General features: G+C 68.7%; 15 protein-coding genes and 4 tRNA genes. 5 read left to right on the top strand and 14 right to left on the bottom strand.

Going from position 1 to position 18,782, the window contains the following annotated elements; all coding sequences use genetic code 11:
* Window positions 1-70 precede the first annotated feature (70 nt).
* The 3 genes from AC2EWF_RS11430 (at window position 71) to AC2EWF_RS11420 (ending at window position 3,739) form a co-directional block, all read left to right on the top strand.
* On the top strand, window positions 71-667 hold the full coding sequence (locus tag AC2EWF_RS11430) for an IMPACT family protein (RefSeq protein ID WP_483639807.1): 597 nt from the start codon (window positions 71-73) through the stop codon (window positions 665-667).
* Between the two features lie 123 nt (window positions 668-790).
* Window positions 791-1,891 (top strand): acyltransferase family protein, encoded by a 1,101-nt coding sequence (locus AC2EWF_RS11425; RefSeq protein ID WP_483639487.1) that lies wholly within the window; start codon window positions 791-793, stop codon window positions 1,889-1,891.
* Window positions 1,892-1,972: 81 nt separating this feature from the next.
* Entirely contained in the window at window positions 1,973-3,739 is a 1,767-nt protein-coding gene (locus tag AC2EWF_RS11420; protein ID WP_483639486.1) for an ABC transporter transmembrane domain-containing protein, read from the top strand.
* A 71-nt stretch (window positions 3,740-3,810) separates the two neighbouring features.
* Here the strand turns inward: AC2EWF_RS11420 and AC2EWF_RS11415 are convergent, their stop codons facing one another.
* From AC2EWF_RS11415 to AC2EWF_RS11355, 13 genes are all read right to left on the bottom strand, one after another.
* Window positions 3,811-5,004 (bottom strand): serine hydrolase domain-containing protein, encoded by a 1,194-nt coding sequence (locus tag AC2EWF_RS11415; RefSeq protein ID WP_483639485.1) that lies wholly within the window; start codon window positions 5,002-5,004, stop codon window positions 3,811-3,813.
* 85 nt (window positions 5,005-5,089) lie between these two features.
* A tRNA-Leu gene (locus AC2EWF_RS11410) sits at window positions 5,090-5,176 on the bottom strand.
* Between the two features lie 1,041 nt (window positions 5,177-6,217).
* Window positions 6,218-6,291 (bottom strand) — tRNA-Cys (locus AC2EWF_RS11405).
* An 81-nt stretch (window positions 6,292-6,372) separates the two neighbouring features.
* A tRNA-Gly gene (locus AC2EWF_RS11400) sits at window positions 6,373-6,448 on the bottom strand.
* A 136-nt stretch (window positions 6,449-6,584) separates the two neighbouring features.
* Window positions 6,585-6,660 (bottom strand) — tRNA-Gly (locus AC2EWF_RS11395).
* A 60-nt stretch (window positions 6,661-6,720) separates the two neighbouring features.
* Window positions 6,721-7,329, bottom strand: a complete 609-nt coding sequence (gene pgsA / locus AC2EWF_RS11390) for a CDP-diacylglycerol--glycerol-3-phosphate 3-phosphatidyltransferase (protein WP_483639484.1) — start codon at window positions 7,327-7,329, stop codon at window positions 6,721-6,723.
* 66 nt (window positions 7,330-7,395) lie between these two features.
* Window positions 7,396-9,222, bottom strand: coding sequence for an excinuclease ABC subunit UvrC (gene uvrC, locus AC2EWF_RS11385; protein ID WP_483639483.1), 1,827 nt, complete (start codon window positions 9,220-9,222; stop codon window positions 7,396-7,398).
* Between the two features lie 281 nt (window positions 9,223-9,503).
* Window positions 9,504-9,980, bottom strand: a complete 477-nt coding sequence (locus AC2EWF_RS11380) for a low molecular weight protein-tyrosine-phosphatase (protein ID WP_483639482.1) — start codon at window positions 9,978-9,980, stop codon at window positions 9,504-9,506.
* Window positions 9,977-10,750: a 3-deoxy-manno-octulosonate cytidylyltransferase gene (gene kdsB, locus AC2EWF_RS11375; RefSeq protein ID WP_483639481.1), complete on the bottom strand. Its 774-nt coding sequence runs from the start codon at window positions 10,748-10,750 to the stop codon at window positions 9,977-9,979. Before kdsB ends, AC2EWF_RS11380 begins: the two co-directional genes overlap by 4 nt.
* 122 nt (window positions 10,751-10,872) lie before the next feature.
* Entirely contained in the window at window positions 10,873-12,171 is a 1,299-nt protein-coding gene (gene aroA, locus AC2EWF_RS11370) for a 3-phosphoshikimate 1-carboxyvinyltransferase (protein WP_483639480.1), read from the bottom strand.
* Window positions 12,172-12,179: 8 nt separating this feature from the next.
* Window positions 12,180-13,268 (bottom strand): prephenate dehydratase, encoded by a 1,089-nt coding sequence (gene pheA / locus AC2EWF_RS11365; protein WP_483639479.1) that lies wholly within the window; start codon window positions 13,266-13,268, stop codon window positions 12,180-12,182.
* Between the two features lie 202 nt (window positions 13,269-13,470).
* Window positions 13,471-14,556 (bottom strand): 3-phosphoserine/phosphohydroxythreonine transaminase, encoded by a 1,086-nt coding sequence (serC, locus tag AC2EWF_RS11360; protein ID WP_483639478.1) that lies wholly within the window; start codon window positions 14,554-14,556, stop codon window positions 13,471-13,473.
* Between the two features lie 203 nt (window positions 14,557-14,759).
* Window positions 14,760-15,527 (bottom strand): FHA domain-containing protein, encoded by a 768-nt coding sequence (locus AC2EWF_RS11355; protein WP_483639477.1) that lies wholly within the window; start codon window positions 15,525-15,527, stop codon window positions 14,760-14,762.
* Window positions 15,528-15,684: 157 nt separating this feature from the next.
* Here AC2EWF_RS11355 and AC2EWF_RS11350 point away from each other — a divergent pair, with 157 nt between their 5' ends.
* On the top strand, window positions 15,685-15,960 hold the full coding sequence (locus AC2EWF_RS11350; RefSeq protein ID WP_483639476.1) for a polyhydroxyalkanoic acid system family protein: 276 nt from the start codon (window positions 15,685-15,687) through the stop codon (window positions 15,958-15,960).
* Between the two features lie 154 nt (window positions 15,961-16,114).
* Window positions 16,115-16,333, top strand: a complete 219-nt coding sequence (gene infA, locus AC2EWF_RS11345) for a translation initiation factor IF-1 (RefSeq protein WP_077485337.1) — start codon at window positions 16,115-16,117, stop codon at window positions 16,331-16,333.
* A gap of 141 nt (window positions 16,334-16,474) precedes the next feature.
* Here the strand turns inward: infA and clpA are convergent, their stop codons facing one another.
* Window positions 16,475-18,748, bottom strand: coding sequence for an ATP-dependent Clp protease ATP-binding subunit ClpA (gene clpA, locus AC2EWF_RS11340; RefSeq protein WP_483639475.1), 2,274 nt, complete (start codon window positions 18,746-18,748; stop codon window positions 16,475-16,477).
* Between the last annotated feature and the right edge of the window lie 34 nt (window positions 18,749-18,782).

Genomic DNA, 18,782 nt, shown 5'->3' with positions numbered 1-18,782 from the left:
GGCGCGACGCAAGGTCAGCAGGGTAAAGCAAAGGCATGACGGGATGTCGCGCTTCGCCTACCCTGCGCGCATGAACGACCCGCTGCACACCCTCGTCGAAGCATGCCGGTACGCCGAGGAGATCAGGAAGAGCCGCTTCCTCGCCCAGGCCGCGCCGGCCAGCTCACCGGAACAGGCGCTGGCTTTCGTGCGAGGGGTGTCCGCCGCGGATGCCACGCACAACTGCTGGGCCTGGCGCATTGGCCTGGACTACCGTTTCAACGACGACGGTGAGCCCGGCGGCACCGCGGGCCGGCCGATCCTGCAGGCGATCGAGGGCCAGGGCTGCGATCGCGTCGCGGTGGTGGTGACGCGCTGGTACGGCGGCATCAAGCTCGGCGCCGGCGGCCTGGCCCGCGCCTACGGCGGCACCGCGGCGACATGCCTGCGCATGGCGGCGCGCGTGCCCATCGTGGCGATGGCGCGGCTGGGCTTGGCCTGCGATTTCGGGGAGCTGGCCCTGCTCAAGGCGCGCCTGCGTGAACTGCATGCCGAAATCACGCGCGAGCAATTCGGCGCCGACGGCGTGACGCTGGAAGTCGAGCTGCCCGCGCAGCGCGTGGCCGAGGCGCAGGCCCGCATCGGCGACCTCAGCCGCGGCCGCATCGCGGCACGACGGCTCGACTGAACGCGGTTTCCGCACGGTCCATCGAATCGCCACCATCCGGCCTTGTGGCGCGCCGAAGCAGTGCGCACACTGCGCCACCGCGCCCGCCGGTCGACGTCCGGCGCCTGCCTCACGGGGAAATCCATGCCACGCCTGCCCGGCCTCGACCTGCTGCGCGCCATCGCCATCGTCTGGGTGATGCTGTTCCACTCGTGGATGATCGGCGGCGTCGGTGGGCCGCTCCAGCCCGTCGCCGACTACGGCTGGATGGGCGTGGACCTGTTCTTCGTGCTCAGCGGCTACCTGATCGGCCACCAGTTGCTGGCACCGCTGCGCCGGGGCGAACCGCTGCGCTTCGGCGCGTTCTACCTGCGCCGCGCCTTCCGCATCCTGCCGGCCTTCCTGGTCGTGCTGGCGGTCTACCTGCTGTTTCCCGCCTGGCGCGAGGCGCCAGGCATGCAGCCGGCGTGGCAGTTCCTCACCTTCACGTTGAACCTGTTGATCGACTACCGGCGCAACCAGGCGTTCTCGCACGCATGGTCGCTGTGCGTGGAGGAACACTTCTACCTGCTGTTCCCGCTGCAGGCCTGGTGGCTGGCGCGGCGCCCGTCGCGGGCGCGCGTCGTCGGCGTTGCCGCGCTCGTCGTGGCGGCGGGTCTGCTGCTGCGCGGCTACGCCTCGCTGCACGGCAGCGACTGGCTGGAAAACATCTACTACCCGACCTGGACGCGGCTGGACGGCCTGCTGGCCGGCGTGCTGCTCGCCACCATCCAGATCTGGCAGCCGGATGGCTGGGCCGCCATGCAGCGGCGCGCCAACGGACTTGCCGGTGCGGGTCTGCTGCTGGCCGGCGCCGCGATCTGGCTGTTCCGCGACAAGACCGCGTTCGCCGCCAGCGTGTTCGGTTTCCCGCTGCTGTCGCTGGGGCTGGCCCTGCTGGTGGCCGCGGGCGCCGGGAACACCGGCTGGCTGGGACGCTGGCGGGTTCCCGGCGCGGGCTGGGTCGCCACCGTTTCGTACAGCCTGTACCTGAGCCACAAGCTGGCGATGCACGCGATGCACGGCCTGCTGCTGCGCTGGCCTGCGGTGCACGGGTTCGCCGCCTTCGCGCTGTACGCACTGGCGATCGCCGCCACCGGCGTGCTGCTGCACCACGGTGTCGAACGGCCGTTCCTGCGCCTGCGCGCGCGGCTGGCCGGCAGCGGTTCGCGCGGAGCCATCGAAACGCAGGCAGCGTCGGCCTGACCACGCATCGCGATTGAATCGCCCCATGCCAGCCCCATGTGGAACGGATCGCGGTCCGCCGCTCGTTCCTCACGACATGCCATGAGCGAATCCGCCCAGCCCCGTCCTACCCGCCGCCTTGGCGCCTTGCGCCAGCTATGGCCGTTCCTGCGGCCGCACTGGCGACTGGCACTGGGCTGGCTGGTGTTCCTGGGCGTGTCGTCCACCGCCACCCTGGTGCTGCCGATGGCGGCGCGGCAGATCATCGAGCACGGCTTCGAGCACACCGATCCCGCCGCGATCAACACCACCTTCATGGGCTTGTTCGCCGTGGCGCTGGTGCTGGCCGTCGCCACCGCGGCGCGCTATTTCTGCATCACCCTGCTGGGCGAGCGCGCGCTGGCCTCGCTGCGCAGCCAGCTCTACGCGCATGTGATCCGGCTCGACGTGGGCTTCTTCGAGCGCAGCCGCGTGGGCGAGCTGAACTCGCGCCTGGGCACCGACACCGAGGTGGTGCAGGCGCTGATCGGCTCGGGCATCTCGGTGGCGCTGCGCAGCGTGGTGATGCTGCTGGGCGCCAGCGCGATGATGATCTGGACCAGCCCGCGTCTGGCCGGACTCACCGCGCTGGTGATCCCCGCGGTGATGCTGCCGATCCTGGTGTTCGGCCGGCGCGTGCAGAAGCTGTCGCGCGCCAGCCAGGACCGCCTCGCCGACGCCGCGGCGATCGCCAACGAGACGCTCAACGCCGCCCCCGCGGTGAAGGCCTATGCCCGCGAGGACATCGAGAGCACCCGCTACGCCGGTGCGATCACCCGCGCGCTGGCTTCCGCGCGCCGGCGCATCGGCATGCGCGCCTGGCTCACCGCCGCGGTGATCGTGCTGTTCTTTGGCGCCATCACCCTGGTGCTGTGGGCCGGCGCGCGCGACGTGCTAGCCGGTACGCTCAGCGCCGGCGTGCTGGGCCAGTTCGTGCTGTACGCGATCTTCGCCGCCGGCTCAGTGGCGGGCCTCAGCGAAGTGTGGGGCGACGTGATGCGCGCGGCCGGCGCGATGGAACGCATCGGCGAGCTGTTCGCCGAGCGCGCCGATATCGCCAGCCCCGCGCAGCCGCAGGTGCTGCCGCGCCCGGTGAGCGGCGCGCTCAGCTTCGAGCACGTGCGCTTCCACTACCCCACCCGTCCCGATGTGCCTGCGCTGCACGACTTCAACCTGGCCATCCGCCCCGGCGAGACGGTGGCCCTGGTCGGCCCTTCCGGCGCAGGCAAGAGCACCGTGCTGGCGCTGTTGCTGCGCTTCTACGATCCGCAGTCCGGCCGCATCACCTTCGATGGGGTGGACCTGCGCGCGCTGGCCCTGCCCGAACTGCGCGGGGCGATCGCGCTGGTGCCGCAGGAGACCGCGATCTTCGCCGGCAGCGCGGCCGACAACATCCGCTTCGGTCGCCAGGACGCCGGCGACGACGAGGTGATCGAAGCCGCCCGCGCCGCCGAGGCGCACGACTTCATCAGCGCCCTGCCCGACGGCTACACCGCGGAGCTGGGCGAACGCGGCGTGCGCCTGTCCGGCGGACAGCGCCAGCGCATCGCGATCGCACGCGCCATCCTGCGCGACGCGCCGCTGCTGCTGCTCGACGAAGCGACCTCGGCGCTGGACGCGCAATCCGAAGCCGCTATCCAGCAGGCGCTGGCACGGCTGGAACAGGGCCGCACCACGCTGGTCATCGCCCACCGGCTGGCCACGGTGCAGCGCGCCGACCGCATCGTGGTGATGGACGGCGGCCGCATCGTGGCGCAGGGCACGCACGAGAGCCTGCTGGCCGAAGGCGGCCTGTACGCCGAGCTGGCGCGACTGCAGTTCGTGGCGTAGGAGCACGCCCTGTGCGCCTGTGCGGCGTGGCCGGGCTCTTGCGATGACGACACCGCGCACCGCGTGCGCTCCTATGGCCGGGCATCCACTGCCCGCTTGATCGCTTCGACGAACGCGCGACGACCGGCCACCAGTGCCTTCGAGGTCGCGGCGGGCCACGAGGCCACCTGCGCGATCACCAGCTTGCGCGCGGGATCGACATACACCATTTGCCCGAAGATGCCGATGGCCGCGTAGCTGCCGTCGGTGTCGGTCCACCACAGGAAGCCGTAACCGCGATCCGGCGCGCCGGTGGCGGCGTGCCGCCGCGTGGCGCCGGCCAGCCACGCCTTCGCGATCACCGGCCTGCCATCAATGCGGCTGCCGCCCAGCATGAACTGCCCCAGCCGCGCGTAGTCGCCCAGCGTGGCCGAGAGGCCGCTGCCGCCGGTGTCGCTGCCGTCGCATTCGTCCTTGGTCCAGTAGGCGTCGGAGGCCATGCCGTACGGCTTCCATATCGCCTCGGACAGGTACGCCGCCAGCGAGCGGTGTGTTGCCCGCTGCACCAGTATGCCGAGCAGGTCGGTCTCCGCAGTGTTGTAGTTCCAGTGCGTGCCCGCCGGCCACTGCCGCGCCTGTTTCGCCAGGTAGGACAGCACATGCGCTTCGCCATCGACGCAGGCGCCCAGATACATCTGCGCCACGTCCGACTTCGCGTCGTCGTAGTCCTCGTTCCAGTGCACGCCCGAGGTCATCGTCAGCAACTGCTCCACCGTGACGCCGGCATAGGCGCTGCCGCGCAGTTCCGGGATGTAGGTGGCCAGCGTGTCGTCCATGCCGCCGATATCGCCGTGCTGCAGGGCGATCCCCAGCAGCACCGAAGTCACCGACTTGGCCATCGAGAACGAGGTCCAGCGCTGCCGCGGCCCGAAGCCCAGCGCGTAACGCTCCAGCCGCACGCGGCCATCCTGCAGCACCATCACGCCGGCGACGTGGTACTTCGCCATGTAGCCGGCCAGCCACGCCGATCCATCACGCCCATCCACTGCCAGCGGCTTGCCCGCGGGCAAGGCATGCACCAGCGTGCCTCGCGCCGCACGGTCGCTGGGAAAGCGTTCGTACATCCGCCGGAACTGCGCATCGCGCTCCGCCTGCGGCCAGAACAGCACGCCTTCGAGCTGCTGGCCGATGGTGGGTTTGGCCGGTCCGCTCGCAGCCGCCGCCGACAGGGAGAAACCCAGGCACAGGGCGGCGGCGATGAGACAGGTGCGGAAGCTGGCAGGCATGTCGGTGTGCGGCACAGGACAAGGAAGCGGCGATTCTAGCCGCTGCCAAGCACCGTCCATCGCGGACAGGCCGTGCAGAGCCGACTGGTGCCCGGACCCGGGATCGAACCGGGATACCCGTGAGGGTGAGGGATTTTAAGTCCCTTGCGTCTACCAGTTTCGCCATCCGGGCGGCGAGCGGGATGCCTGCGCACAGGCGGCGCGGATCGTAGCACGCAGCGGGCGCGCAACCCGGACGCCACGAGCCGTCGACGCTGTGCCGGGGCGCAATTAAATCGCCAGGGAAGGCATTTGACGGCGCGTCGGCGACGGCACGAGATGGCAACCGCCACGAACGACGGCCACAAAAAACCCGCCATGCGGCGGGCTTCTGGCCGGCCTCGTGGCCATGGTAGCGATCGACGAGGTGGACATGGCGCTCTGAGGAGCGCTGAAGCACTACCGGCATGAAGCCAGTGGACTATGCTGAGTCGTCGTATTGGATGGGAATCCGCGCATGACAGGGGATCCGGTGTGGCACGGCTATAAGGTGGGTGACCTTGCTACATGGGCCGGCGCGGCGGTGACATTCTTTGCAGCGCTAATCGCGCTGCTTCTCGGGCTACGTGACGGATTCCGTAGGTCACAGGACCGTCGCAGAGATGCCACCGTCCTCTTGGCATTTCTGCAACCCGAATTACACACGATCGGCGAGGCGCTGAACCAACTTGATCAACGCACCGCGGTCATGATCATCGGGCAGTCCGGATTCACTCGAGATGAGCTCGTACATATGAATGATCTGGCGCAGGCGAATTTATCGGCGCCAAATCTGCACGCTCACTTCGACAAATTCGCAGTGCTCCCGGGGGATCTGGGTACACGGCTAGGCGCACTGCTCGGTAGCCTTCGCCCCATCATGGCCCGCACGCAATGGATCCAAACGAACATACGCAGCACTCCACCTGCAGGTTATCTAGACGTCCTTCTCCCTTATCAAAAAGCGGTTGCAGACGCGCGGGAGGATGTCCGGAAGGTCCTCGGACATGCACAACGGCAGTCTGCCAAGGGAATCTGGAAGCGCCTCAAAGGCTCGATATTTCGAAGCGCTCGGTCATCGGCTCGCGCTTGATCGCACATTGAGCGATCGAGGCATGTGGGCGTAGAAGTGTGCATAGCAAAAAGGGCAACGACCACGAAAGTCGTTGCCCTTCAATGCTTTGCTTCAGAACATTGGAGGCCGAGGTCGGAATCGAACCGGCGTACGCGGATTTGCAGTCCGCTGCATGACCACTCTGCCACCCGGCCAGATGGCGCAGTCGCGATCCACGGGGATCACCGGCTGCCGATAAAACAAAACCCCGGCGACGCGAGGTTTTGCTGGAAAACTGGAGCGGGAAACGAGACTCGAACTCGCGACCCCGACCTTGGCAAGGTCGTGCTCTACCAACTGAGCTATTCCCGCTTGGTGAGCCGTCAATGATAACAGAAGCATGGCGGATGTGAAGCCCTCGCGCCAGCCACGCTGCGCCGCATCCCGCGCGCGGCCGATGCCCAGGAAACGACGAAGCCCCGGCGGGCCGGGGCTTCGTGCGTGAATCTGGAGCGGGAAACGAGACTCGAACTCGCGACCCCGACCTTGGCAAGGTCGTGCTCTACCAACTGAGCTATTCCCGCTTGGGAGGGCGCATTCTAATACGCGGGTGCGCGGCGTCAAGACTTGCCCGCGCGCGCCGTTCAAGCGTCGCCGTGCGGGCCCGGCCGCCGCGGCGCGTCGCCGCGCAAGGTGGGCCATGCCGCGTGCAGGTAGTACAGGCCCGACCAGATGGTGAGCACGCCGGCAATCACCAGCAGCGCCTCGCCGATGTGGTACAGGCGCAGCGCGGTGGCCTCCTTCTCGTGCTGCACGATCAGCACCACCAGCGCCACGATCTGCATCACCGTCTTCAGCTTGCCGATGAACGCCACCTTGACCGTGGCGCGCATGCCGACTTCGGCCATCCATTCGCGCAACGCCGAAATGCTGATCTCGCGACCCACGATCACCGCCGCGGTCACCGCCATCACGATGCTGGACCAGCCTTCCGGGTGCGATTCCACCAGCAGGAACAGGGTCACCGCCACCATCAGCTTGTCGGCCACCGGATCGAGAAAGGCGCCGAAGGCCGAGGTGAGGTTCATCCGGCGCGCGAGGAAGCCGTCCAGCCAGTCGGTGACCGCGGCGAGCAGGAACACGATCGCGGCGGTGATGTTGTGGCCGTGGAACGGCAGGTAGAACACCAGCACCATCACCGGCAGCAGCAGCACGCGGAACAAGGTCAGCCAGGTGGGAAGGTTGATGTGCATGGGGGCGCCTGCGGATTTGCCACAGTGTCGCATGCCGCCGCGCCGCCGCGCAGCGACGCGAGGCATTCAGCCGTGCAGCGCGTCGTAGATGCGTTCGGCCAGGCCGCGATCGATGCCTTTCACGCGCGTCAACTCTTCCACGCCGGCGGCCTCCACGCCGGCGAGGCCGCCGAAGGTTTTCAGCAATGCCGCGCGCCGGCGCGCGCCGACGCCGGGCACGTCCTCCAGCACGCTGCGCTCGCGCGCCTTCTCGCGCCGCTTGCGGTGGCCGCTGATCGCGAAGCGGTGCGACTCGTCGCGTACCGCCGCCACCAGGTGCAGCGCCGGCGAGGTGGGGCCGGGATGGATCTCGCGGCCCTGGTCGACCAGGATCAGGGTTTCCTCTCCGGCACGCCGCGCCGGCCCCTTGGCCACGCCGACCACGTGGATGCCGGCGACGCCGAGTTCCTTCAGCACGCCCAGCGCCTGCGCCACCTGGCCTCCCCCGCCGTCGATCAGCAGCACGTCGGGCTTCGCGCCCTCGCCTTCGGCCACCTTGCGGAAGCGGCGGGTCAACGCCTGGTGCATCGCCGCGTAGTCGTCGCCCGGCGTGATGCCGGCGATGTTGAAGCGGCGGTAATGCGACTTCTCCGGCCCTTCCGGCCCGAACACCACGCAGGAGGCCACGGTGAGCTCGCCGCGGGTATGGCTGATGTCGAAACACTCGATGCGCCGCGGCGGCGCGGGCAGTTGCAGCAGTTTCTGCAGATCCTCGAAGCGCGTGCCCAGGGTTTGCCGGCTGGCGAGGCGCTGGGTCAGCGATGCCTGCGCGTTGCGTTCGGCCATCTGCAGGAAGCGCGCGCGTTCGCCGCGCACGCGGCTCTTCAGCTCTACCGCGTGCCCGCTCTGTGCCGTCAGCACCTCCGCGAGCACGGCCTGTTCGGGCAGCTCCTCGCCCAGGATCAGCTCGCGCGGCACTGGGCGGTCCAGGTAGTACTGCGCCACGAACTGGGCGAGCACATCGGCCGGTTCGGCATCCAGCGGCAGGCGCGGGAAGAAATCGCGCGTGCCCAGGCTGATACCGTCACGGAAGAACAGCACGCTGACGCAGGCCAGGCCGGCCTCGATGCGGCAGGCGACCACGTCCATGTCGGCACTGGCGCCCTGCACGTGGTGCTGCGCCTGCAATTGCCGCAACGCGGCCACCTGGTCGCGCAGCGCGGCGGCGCGCTCGAAGTCCAGCCTCGCGCTGGCCTGCTCCATCGTTGCGGCCAGTTCGTCGATCACCGCGCTGCTGCGGCCTTCCAGGAACATCTCGGCATGGCGCACGTCGCCCGCGTAGTCTTCTTTGGTCACCAGCCCCACGCACGGCGCGCTGCAGCGGCCGATCTGGTACTGCAGGCAGGGGCGCGAGCGATTGCGGAAATAGCTGTCTTCGCACTGGCGCACCTTGAACAGCTTCTGCATCAGGCCCAGGCTTTCGCGCACCGCGAAGGTGCTGGGGTACGGCCCGAAGTAGCGTCCGGGCAGGTTCTTCGCGCCACGGTGGAAGGCCAGCCGCGGATAGTCCTCGCCGCCGGAAAGATAGATGTAGGGGTAGCTCTTGTCGTCGCGCAACATGATGTTGTAGCGCGGCTTCAGCGACTTGATCAGCTGCGATTCCAGCAGCAGCGCCTCGCCCTCGGTGCGCGTGACGGTGATATCGCAGCGTGCGATCTGGGTGATCATCGCGGCGATGCGCGGTTCCATGCGCGGCTTGAGGAAATAGCTGCCCACGCGCTTCTTCAGGTTGCCGGCCTTGCCCACGTACAGCAGTTCGCCGTCCGCGTCGAAGTAGCGGTAGACGCCGGGCGAGGTGGTCAGGGAGCGGACGAAGGCCTTGCCGTCGAAGGCAGGCGGCGTGTTGGATGGCATGCGGGGATTTTAGCCGGTTCGCCCCACGGCGGCCGGCACCATGGACGCCCGACCGGCAACCTGGCGCAAAGACCCGGGAGCTGCCAGCCGCCGCCGGCGTTGTGCCGCGCCCGGCAGGCGGGTCGGCGAATGGCGGGGCGCCGTTGTCGGCCTGCTGTCCGGCGCGATCCCGTCCGGCATCGTCATCGCGATGCTGCGCGGGCGGCACCGGCCTTGTTCGTCATTCCGGCCTCATCCACGGCGAGTGGAAACACGGTTTTGGCCGCGCCATTCCCGCGGCTTCAGCCGTCGCCGTTGCGCAAGCGTTCCACCAGACCGGTGACGCCGCGCTCGGCCAGTGCCACCGCTGCCGCAAAACCGGACGCATCGCCATGCCAGGGGTCCGGAAATTCCAGCGGCGGCGCCGAACCCGTCCACTCAAGGAACAGCATGGCCTGCCCCGCCTGTCCGGGCGTGGCGGCGAGCTGGTGCAATTCGCCCAGGTTGCTGCGGTCCATCGCCAGCAACAGGTCGTAGTCCTCGAAATCACGCTCACGCAGTTGGCGGGCGCGGTGTTGCGACAGGTCGTGGCCGGCGACGCGCGCCGCCGCGATCATGCGCGGGTCGGCCCCCTCGCCCGTATGCCAGCCGCCGGTGCCGCAGGATGCCACGGTCACGTCCAGCCCGGCTTCGGCCAGGCGCTTGCGTGCCACCGCTTCCACCAGGGGCGAACGGCAGATGTTGCCGAGGCAGACGAACAGCAGGCGGCGCACGATCATCCCGCCGCCTGCAGCCATTGCGCGGCGCGCGCCAGGTCGGCCTCGGTATCGATGCCGGGCGGAAACGGCTCGGGCGTGAGCCGCACGGCGATCGCATGGCCGTGCTCCAGCGCGCGCAACTGCTCCAGCGACTCGGCCTGCTCCAGCGGCGTACGCGGCAGTCGCGCGTACTGCGCGAGGAAACCCGCTCGGTAGGCATAGATGCCGATGTGGCGCAGGAACGGAACGCCGGCCGGCAACGCCTCGCGATCCGCGGCGAAGGCATCGCGCGCCCACGGCAAGGGCGCCCGGCTGAAGTACAGCGCCCGGTCGTTCGCGCCGCGCACCAGCTTCACCACGTTCGGGTCGAACAGCTCGTGCGCATCGGCGATCGGCGTCGCCAGCGTCGCCATCGGCGCATCGTCCCCGGCCAGCGCGCGCGCCACCTCGCGGATGCCGGCGGCGGGCGCGAACGGTTCGTCGCCCTGCAGGTTCACCACGATGGCGTCGTCGGCCCAGCCGCACAGCGCGGCGCATTCGGCGAGGCGGTCGCTGCCGGAGGCGTGGTCGACGCGGGTCATGCACACCTTGACGCCCTGCCCGGCCAGGGCATCGGCGATGCGCGCATCGTCCGTCGCCACCACCACGTCCACCGCACCCGCCTGCAAGGCGCGCTGCGCCACGCGCACCACCATCGGCACACCGGCGATCTCGCGCAGTGGCTTGGCCGGCAGGCGGGTGGAGCCGTAGCGGGCGGGGATGGCGACGATGAAGGGCGGGACGATGGGCATTGGCGACCTCGAACGAAAACGGGCTGCGACTCTACCGGAATTGCCGCCACTCGAAGGTCATCGCAACCCCGAACCCTCACCCCAACCCCTCTCCCACGGGGAGAGGGGCTCAAGCATCAGGATCAGTCGGCAGCATCCAACACGAAGCCGCAGCCGTTGGCCAGCGCCATGAAGCCTGGGAACGAGGTGGCCACGTGGCGGCAATCGTTGATGCGCACCGGCGCCTGCGCCACCAGCCCGGCCACCGCGAAGCTCATCGCGATGCGGTGGTCGGTGAGGCTTTCCACCGCGCCGCCGGTCAGCGTGCCGCCGTGGATGGTCGCGCCATCCGGTGTTTCGTCCACCGTGATGCCCAGGGCGCGCAGGCCGGTGGCCATGGCGGCGAGGCGGTCGGATTCCTTCACGCGCAACTCGCCGGCACCGCGGATGACGGTGTTGCCCCTGGCCACGGCCGCGGCGACGAACAGCACGGGGAACTCGTCGATCATGTCGGGCACCAGCGCCTCGGGCAGCTCGACGCCGTGCAGCGGTGCATGGCGCACCACCAGGTCGCCCACCGGTTCGCCACCGCTGGTCTTTTCGTTCTCGATGCGGATGTCCGCCCCCATCAGGCGCAACGCCTCGAGCAGGCCGGTACGGCGCGGGTTGAGGCCCACCGCCGGCAGGCGCAGCTCGGAACCGGGCACGATGCTCGCGGCGACCAGGAAGAACGCGGCGGAGGAGAAATCCGCCGGCACGTCCACGTCGGTGGCGCTTAGCGCGTGCCCGCCGGAGAGCCTGGCGCGACCGGGCCCGAACGCGATCGGCCAGCCGAACGCGGCCAGCATGCGCTCGGTGTAGTCGCGGGTGGGATGCGGCTCGACCACTTCGGTCTCGCCTTCCGCGTACAGACCCGCCAGCAACAGCGCGGACTTCACCTGCGCGCTGGCCACCGGCAGCTCGTAGCGGATGCCGTGCAGGCGCTGGCCGCCGCGGATCACCAGCGGCGGCAGGCCGTCGCGGGTGTCGATGCGCGCCCCCATCGCGGCCAGCGGATCGGTGACGCGGCGCATCGGCCGCTTCGACAGCGAGGCGTCGCCGATCAGGGTGCTGTCGAACGCCTGCCCCGCTAGCAGGCCGGCCAGCAGCCGCATGCCGGTGCCGGCATTGCCACAGTCCAGCGGTTGCGCACTTGCGCGCAGGCCGTGCAGGCCCACGCCATGCACCAGGCGCTCGCCTTCCGCAGGCGTGTCGATACGCACGCCGAGCTGCTGCAGTACCGCGGCGGTGGCGCGGGTGTCCTCGCCTTCGAGGAAGCCGCGGATATGCGAGTTGCCGTCGGCCAGCGCGGCGAACATCAGCGCGCGGTGTGAGACGGATTTGTCGCCCGGCACGCCCACGCTGCCCCGCAGCGGGCCGGCCGGGCCGCTGCGCCAATCCATGCGCCCGCTCACGGCAATGCCACCGGGTAGGAGCCGAGCACGCGCAGCTGCGCCACCGACTGTTCGATCTCCTTCACCGCCGCCTGCAGCGCCTCGCCCTGGATGTGGCCGGAGACGTCGATGAAGAACGCGTACTGCCACTTGCCGCTGTGCGCGGGGCGCGACTCGATGCGGTTGAGGCTGACGCCGTGCACCGCGAACGGGCTGAGCACGTGGTACAGCGCGCCCGGCTGGTCGTTGACGGTGATCAGCAGCGAGGTGCGGTCGTTGCCAGAGGGCGGGAACAACGAACGACCGATGACCAGGAAGCGGGTGGTGTTGTCGGCGCGGTCCTCGATGCCGGTGGCCAGGGTGCGCAGGCCGTAGACCTTGCCCGCGGTCTCGCCGGCGATCGCGCCCGCGTCGTCGGCGTGGCGCGCCAGCCGGGCCGCCTCGGCATTGCTGCCCACCGCCTCGCAGCTCACGTTCGGCAGGTTCATGCGCAGCCAGGTCTTGCACTGCTGCAGCGACTGCGCGTGGGCGTAGACCCGCTTGATGTCCTCCAGCCGCCCCGCCATCGAATGCAGGCACTGGTGCACGCGCAGCTCGACCTCGCCGCAGATGCGCGCGTCGGACGTGAGGAACATGTCCAGCGTCACCTGGATCATGCCCTGGCCGGAGTTCTCCACCGGCACCACGCCGAAATCGGCATGGCCTGCGGCGACTTCCTGGAACACTTCCTCGATGCTGCCCAGCGGCAGGCCGTAGGCGGCATGGCCGAAGTGCTTGCGCACCGCCTGCTCGCTGAAGGTGCCCTCGGGGCCGAGGTAGCCGATCTTCAGCGGGTCCTCCTGCGCCAGGCAGGAGGACATGATCTCGCGGAACAGCCGCACCATCTCGGCGTCGGACAGCGGACCCTTGTTGCGATCCACCACCATGCGCAGCACGTGCGCCTCGCGCTCGGGGCGGTAGTAATCGATTGCGGAGAGGCCCTCGCCCTTCACCCGCGCGACCTCCTGCGCCCAGTTCGCACGCTCGGAGATCAGCTCCTGGATCTGCCGGTCGATGCTGTCGATGCGCTCGCGCACATTGGCCAGCGAGGTCTTGCTGTCGGTCATGTCGGCTGTCTAAACGGATGGAAGGCCAAATGCGGATGATCGATGATGCCCGAAACGCCCGGGTCTTGCGAACAAATCCACATCCAGTGGATTTGTTCGGTCACGAGTCCGGCACATGTCCGGAGTCGCCCCCGCAAGGCGGGCACCTCCGTGTCCGCCTTGCGCTCCGGCCATCCATGGCCGGGTTGAGAGGCGCAGGCTCTCAACCGTGTCGCGCCGCGAAATCGCGCATGAACGCAACCAGCGCCTCCACCGCTTCCGGCGGCACCGCGTTGTAGAGCGAGGCGCGCATGCCGCCCAGCGCCTTGTGGCCCTTCAGCGCGATCAGGCCAGCGGCCTCGGACTCGGCGAGGAACAGCGCATCGAGCGCACTGTCGTGCAGGGTGAAGGGCACGTTCATGCGCGAGCGCGCGACCGGATCGACCGCGTTGCGGTAGTAGCCGCCGGAACCGTCGATGGCCGCGTAAAGCTGCTCGGCCTTGGCCCGGTTGCGCTCGTCCATGGTGGCCAGGCCACCTTGCGCCTTCAGCCACTGGAAGGTGAGCCCGGCGAGATACCAGCCCCAGGTGTTCGGCGTGTTGAGCATGGAATCGTTCGCCGCATGCTCGGCGTAGCGGAAGATCTTCGCCATCGGTCGCGTCGCGCGCGCCAGCAGGTCGCGGCGCACGATCATCAGCACCAGGCCGGAGGGGCCGATGTTCTTCTGCGCGCCGGCGTAGATCAGGCCGAAGCGGCGCACGTCCAGCGGCGCGGAAAGGATGTCGGAGGACATGTCGGCCACCAGCGGCACCTCGCCCACGTCGGGAACGGTATGGTGCTGCACGCCATGGATGGTCTCGTTGGGCGTGTAGTGAACGTAGGCGGCGCGCGGGTCGAGCTTCCATGCCTCGCGCGGAGGCAGGCGGCGGTAACCTTCGGCCTTGCTGTCGGCGGCCACGTTCACCCTGACATAGGGCGCCGCCTCGCCGGCCGCCTTGGCGCCCCAGTGGCCGTTGACGATGTAGTCGGCGCTGTCGCCCTCGCCCGCCAGGTTCATCGGGATCTGCGCGAAATGCTGGGTGGCGCCGCCCTGCAGGAACAGCACGGCGTAGTCGTCGGGGATCGCGGCCAGTTCGCGCAGGTCGGCCTCGGCCCGGGCGGCCATGGCGATGAAGCGCTTGCCGCGGTGCGACTGCTCCATCACCGACATGCCGCTGCCATCCCAGTCCAGCAGTTCGCGCCGCGCACGCTCGAGCACCTCGCGCGGCAGCGCTGCCGGACCCGCACTGAAATTCCACACCTGGCTCACCGGGCTGTCCCAAAGGTTGCGTCCGCCGCATTATGCCGCGCCGCAGCATGGAGCCGTCAATGAGGTCTTTCGCTATCGACGCGTGTGGCCAGGGACGACCGCCCGTTTTGATACCTGCGGCCATGGATGGTCGCAAGACATGGAGAGCAGCAAGCACGCGCTGGACACCCGTTTGACCTTCGCGGTCACGGGCGACCGCCAGGCTAGAAGCGGATCCACAGCACCAGCGCGATGCCCAGTGCCAGCGCCGCGGCGGTGACGATCAGCCACCACACCTCGCCGCGCGGGCCGGCTGCGTCCTCGGGCAGCGCCGGTGCCGGGGGCGCGGGTGGCGCGATCGCGGGTTCCGCCTCCATGCCCGGCGCGTCCAGCACGAAGCGATGCGGCCCCAGGCTCAGCTGGTCGCCGGGCTGCAGCGCCACGCGCTGCACCGGCACGCCGTTCAGCCGCAGCGGCCAGGTTGTCGACGCCTGCGTCGCCTCCAGCATCAGGCGGTCGTCCTGCCAGTCCAGTTTCAGGCTGGCCACCTCGCCCTGCGGCAGTTCCAGCGGGCAGCGGCCGTACGGCCCCAGTTCCAGGCCGTCGCCGATCGGCAACACACGCCCGGACAGCGCACCCGCCAGCGCACGCAGCGCCGCGGTGCAGCGCGCCTGCGCCGGGACCGGCGCCACCTCACGCTGCTCCGGCGACGCCTCGTCGCGCAGCAACATGCGGCAGTCGCCTACGCTGAGCATGTCGCCGGGGCGCAGCAGGGCACGTTCGCGCACCGGCCGCGCGTTCACGTACACGCGGGTGGCCGAGGGCAGCACCTGGAGCACCCAGCCGCGGTTGTCCTGCTCAATGCGCAGGTGCCGTGGCGCGGCCTGCGTCGCCGACAGCACCAGGTCGTTGTCCGCCGCACTGCCTATCCGCAATTGTGGTTCGACCCACAGGAAATCTTCGCGGGCCGAATGGAGAAACTCGATGCGCATTGCCTTACCAATCCATTGACCAACGGGGTGCTCCGATCAACCGCTTGCACTCTAGCATGCGATTCCTGAGCACCCGCTCACACTTTTGCACCGAATCACCCCACGTCCTATCGCGGCGCTCCAAGGCTTATCATGCCGCCCCCCGACGGAGTCCAGCATGCCCAGCATCGACATCCACCGCCCCCATCGCCTGCCGCTGCCGGAAGCCCGCGCCGTGGTCGAGAAAGTGGCTGCGCGCATGCACGAGAAGTTCGATCTCGAGGGCCACTGGCAGGGCGACACCCTGCACTTCTCCCGCCCCGGCGTGAAGGGACTGATCGCCGTGGAGGGGGATGCGATACGGGTGCGCGTCGAGCTGGGCCTGCTGCTGTCCCCGCTGAAGGGCATGATCGAACAGGAGATCCGGCGCAAGCTGGACGAGCATTTCGCCTGAGGGTTCTCATGCAGCCGCCATCCATGGCAGCCGCCCTGCGGGCCGTCGCTGCCGGGACGCCACATCGTTTCCGGCGATATTTTGATCGCAGGCCCGACCGTGGCATAATCGCCGGCTTGTGCGGCCACCACGGCCGCTCTCCGACCCGGAACACATGGCCAAAGACGACGTCATCGAAATGGAAGGCACGGTCCTGGAGACCCTGCCCAACACCATGTTCCGCGTGCAGCTGGAGAACGGGCACGTGGTCATCGCCCACATCTCCGGGCGCATGCGCAAGCATTACATCCGCATCCTCACGGGCGACAAGGTCAAGATCGAGATGACCCCGTACGACCTGAGCAAGGGGCGGATCACCTACCGCATGAAATAGGGCGACAGCCGCACCGGATGAAAAGTGCAGCCATGGATGGCTGCCCGTATGACCTTGGCGATCAAGGATGATCGCAAAAGATTATGAAAAGGCCGCGCATTGCGCGGCCTTTTGTGTTGCCCGGGCGTTGCCTGCCGGTGGTCAATCCACCACGGCCGGCAGCTTCTCGGCAGTCTCGCAGCCCACCACCAGTTCGCCGTCCTTCACGCCCAGCGTCACCTTGCCGCCCTCGGCCAGCTTGCCGAACAGCAGTTCGTCGGCCAGCGCGCGCTTCACCTTTTCCTGGATCACCCGCGCCATCGGGCGGGCACCCATCTGCGCGTCGAAGCCGTGCTCGGCCAGCCAGCGGCGCGCCTCGGCGTCCACGTCCAGGCTCACGTGCTTCTCGGTCAACTGGGCCTCCAGCTCGATCAGGAACTTGTCCACCACGCGCAGGATGTGCTCGAAGTCCAGCGCGTTGAACTGGATGATCGCATCCAGCCGGTTGCGGAACTCGGGCGTGAAGCTGCGGCGGATCACCTCCATCGCGTCGGTGCGGTGGCTCTGCTCGAGGAAGCCGATGCTGCGCCGTGCCGCCTGCGCCGCGCCAGCATTGGTGGTCATCACCACGATCACGTTCTTGAAGTTCGCCTCGCGCCCGTTGGTGTCGGTGAGCACGCCGCGGTCCATCACCTGCAGCAGGATGTTGTAGACGTCAGGATGCGCCTTCTCGATCTCGTCGAGCAGCAGCACCGCATGCGGATGCTTGGTGACGGCCTCGGTCAGCAGACCGCCCTGGTCGAAGCCCACGTAACCCGGGGGCGCACCGACCAGACGCGACACCGAATGCGCCTCCATGTACTCGGACATGTCGAAGCGGATCATCTCGATGCCGAGCTGCAGGGCGAGCTGGCGGGTGACCTCGGTCTTGCCCACGCCGGTGGGGCCGGCCAGCAGGAAGCAGCCGATCGGCTTGGCGGGGTCGGCCAGGCCGGAGCGCGCCATCTTGATCGACGCGGCCAGCGCCTCGATCGCGGTGTCCTGGCCGAACACCACCATCTTCAGGTTGCGCTCCAGGTTCTTCAGCACGTCGCGGTCGGAAGCGGAAACCTGCTTGGCCGGGATGCGCGCCATCTTGGCCACGATGTACTCCACCTCCGGCACGTCCACCTTGCCGCTGCGCTGGTCCTCGGGCAGCAACCTCTGGCGGGCACCCGCCTCGTCGATCACGTCGATCGCCTTGTCCGGCAACAGGCGGTCGGGGATGTGCTTCACCGACAGGTCCACCGCCGCCTTCAGCGACTCGTTGGTGTAGATGACATTGTGGTGCTCCTCGAAACGCGAACGCAGGCCCTTGAGGATCTCGACGCTGTCGGCCACGGAGGGCTCGACCACGTCGATCTTCTGGAAGCGCCGCGCCAGCGCGCGGTCCTTCTCGAACACGCCGCGGTATTCCTGGAACGTGGTCGAGCCGATGCAGCGCAGCTCGCCGGAGGCCAGCAGCGGCTTGATCAGGTTGCTGGCGTCCATGGTGCCGCCCGAGGCAGAGCCGGCGCCGATGATGGTGTGGATCTCGTCGATGAACAGGATCGAGCCCGGCTGCTTCTTCAGCTGGCCGATTACGCTCTTCAGCCGCTTCTCGAAGTCGCCGCGGTACTTGGTGCCCGCCACCAGCGCGCCGAGGTCCAGCGCCCAGATCGTGGCGTTCTCCAGCACCGCGGGCACTTCGCCGTCCACGATGCGCTTGGCCAGGCCCTCGGCCAGCGCGGTCTTGCCCACGCCGGCGTCGCCCACGTAGAGCGGATTGTTCTTGCGGCGGCGGCACAGCACCTGGATGGTGCGCTCGATCTCGTCGGCACGGCCGATCAGCGGATCGATCTTGCCTTCCAGCGCCAGCTCGTTGAGATTGCTGGCGTACTCGGACAGCGGATTGCCCTTCGCCTCGCCGCCCTCCTCGCCCTCGCGCTCGCTGCCGCCGGAGGTGCCGCTGGGGGTTTCGTCGCCCACCTTGGCGATGCCGTGGGAGATGTAGTTGACCACGTCCAGCCGGGTGATCTCCTGCTGGTGCAGGAAGTACACGGCGTGCGAATCCTTCTCGCCGAAGATCGCCACCAGCACGTTCGCGCCGGTGACCTCCTTCCGCCCGGAAGACTGCACGTGGTAGACCGCCCGCTGCAGCACGCGCTGGAAGCCCAGCGTGGGCTGGGTGTCGCGCTCGTCGCCGTGCGGCAGTACCGGCACGGTTTCGGCGATGACCTTTTCCAGCTCGTGGGTGAGCCGCGGCAGATCCACGCCGCAGGCGCGCAAGGCGCCCAGCGCGGACTGGTTGCCGGTGAGAGCAAGCAGCAGGTGCTCCACGGTCATGAATTCGTGGCGCTGCTCGCGGGCCTGCTTGTAGCACTGGCCGATGGTGACTTCGAGATCCTTGCTGAACATCCGGACCGTCTCCGTTGCAATGGCATGGGCGGCT

This window comes from Rhodanobacter sp. sgz306013, assembly GCF_057031145.1.
The sequence above is the reverse complement of the archived record's forward strand: the minus strand, read 5'-3'. Positions and strand labels throughout refer to the sequence as shown.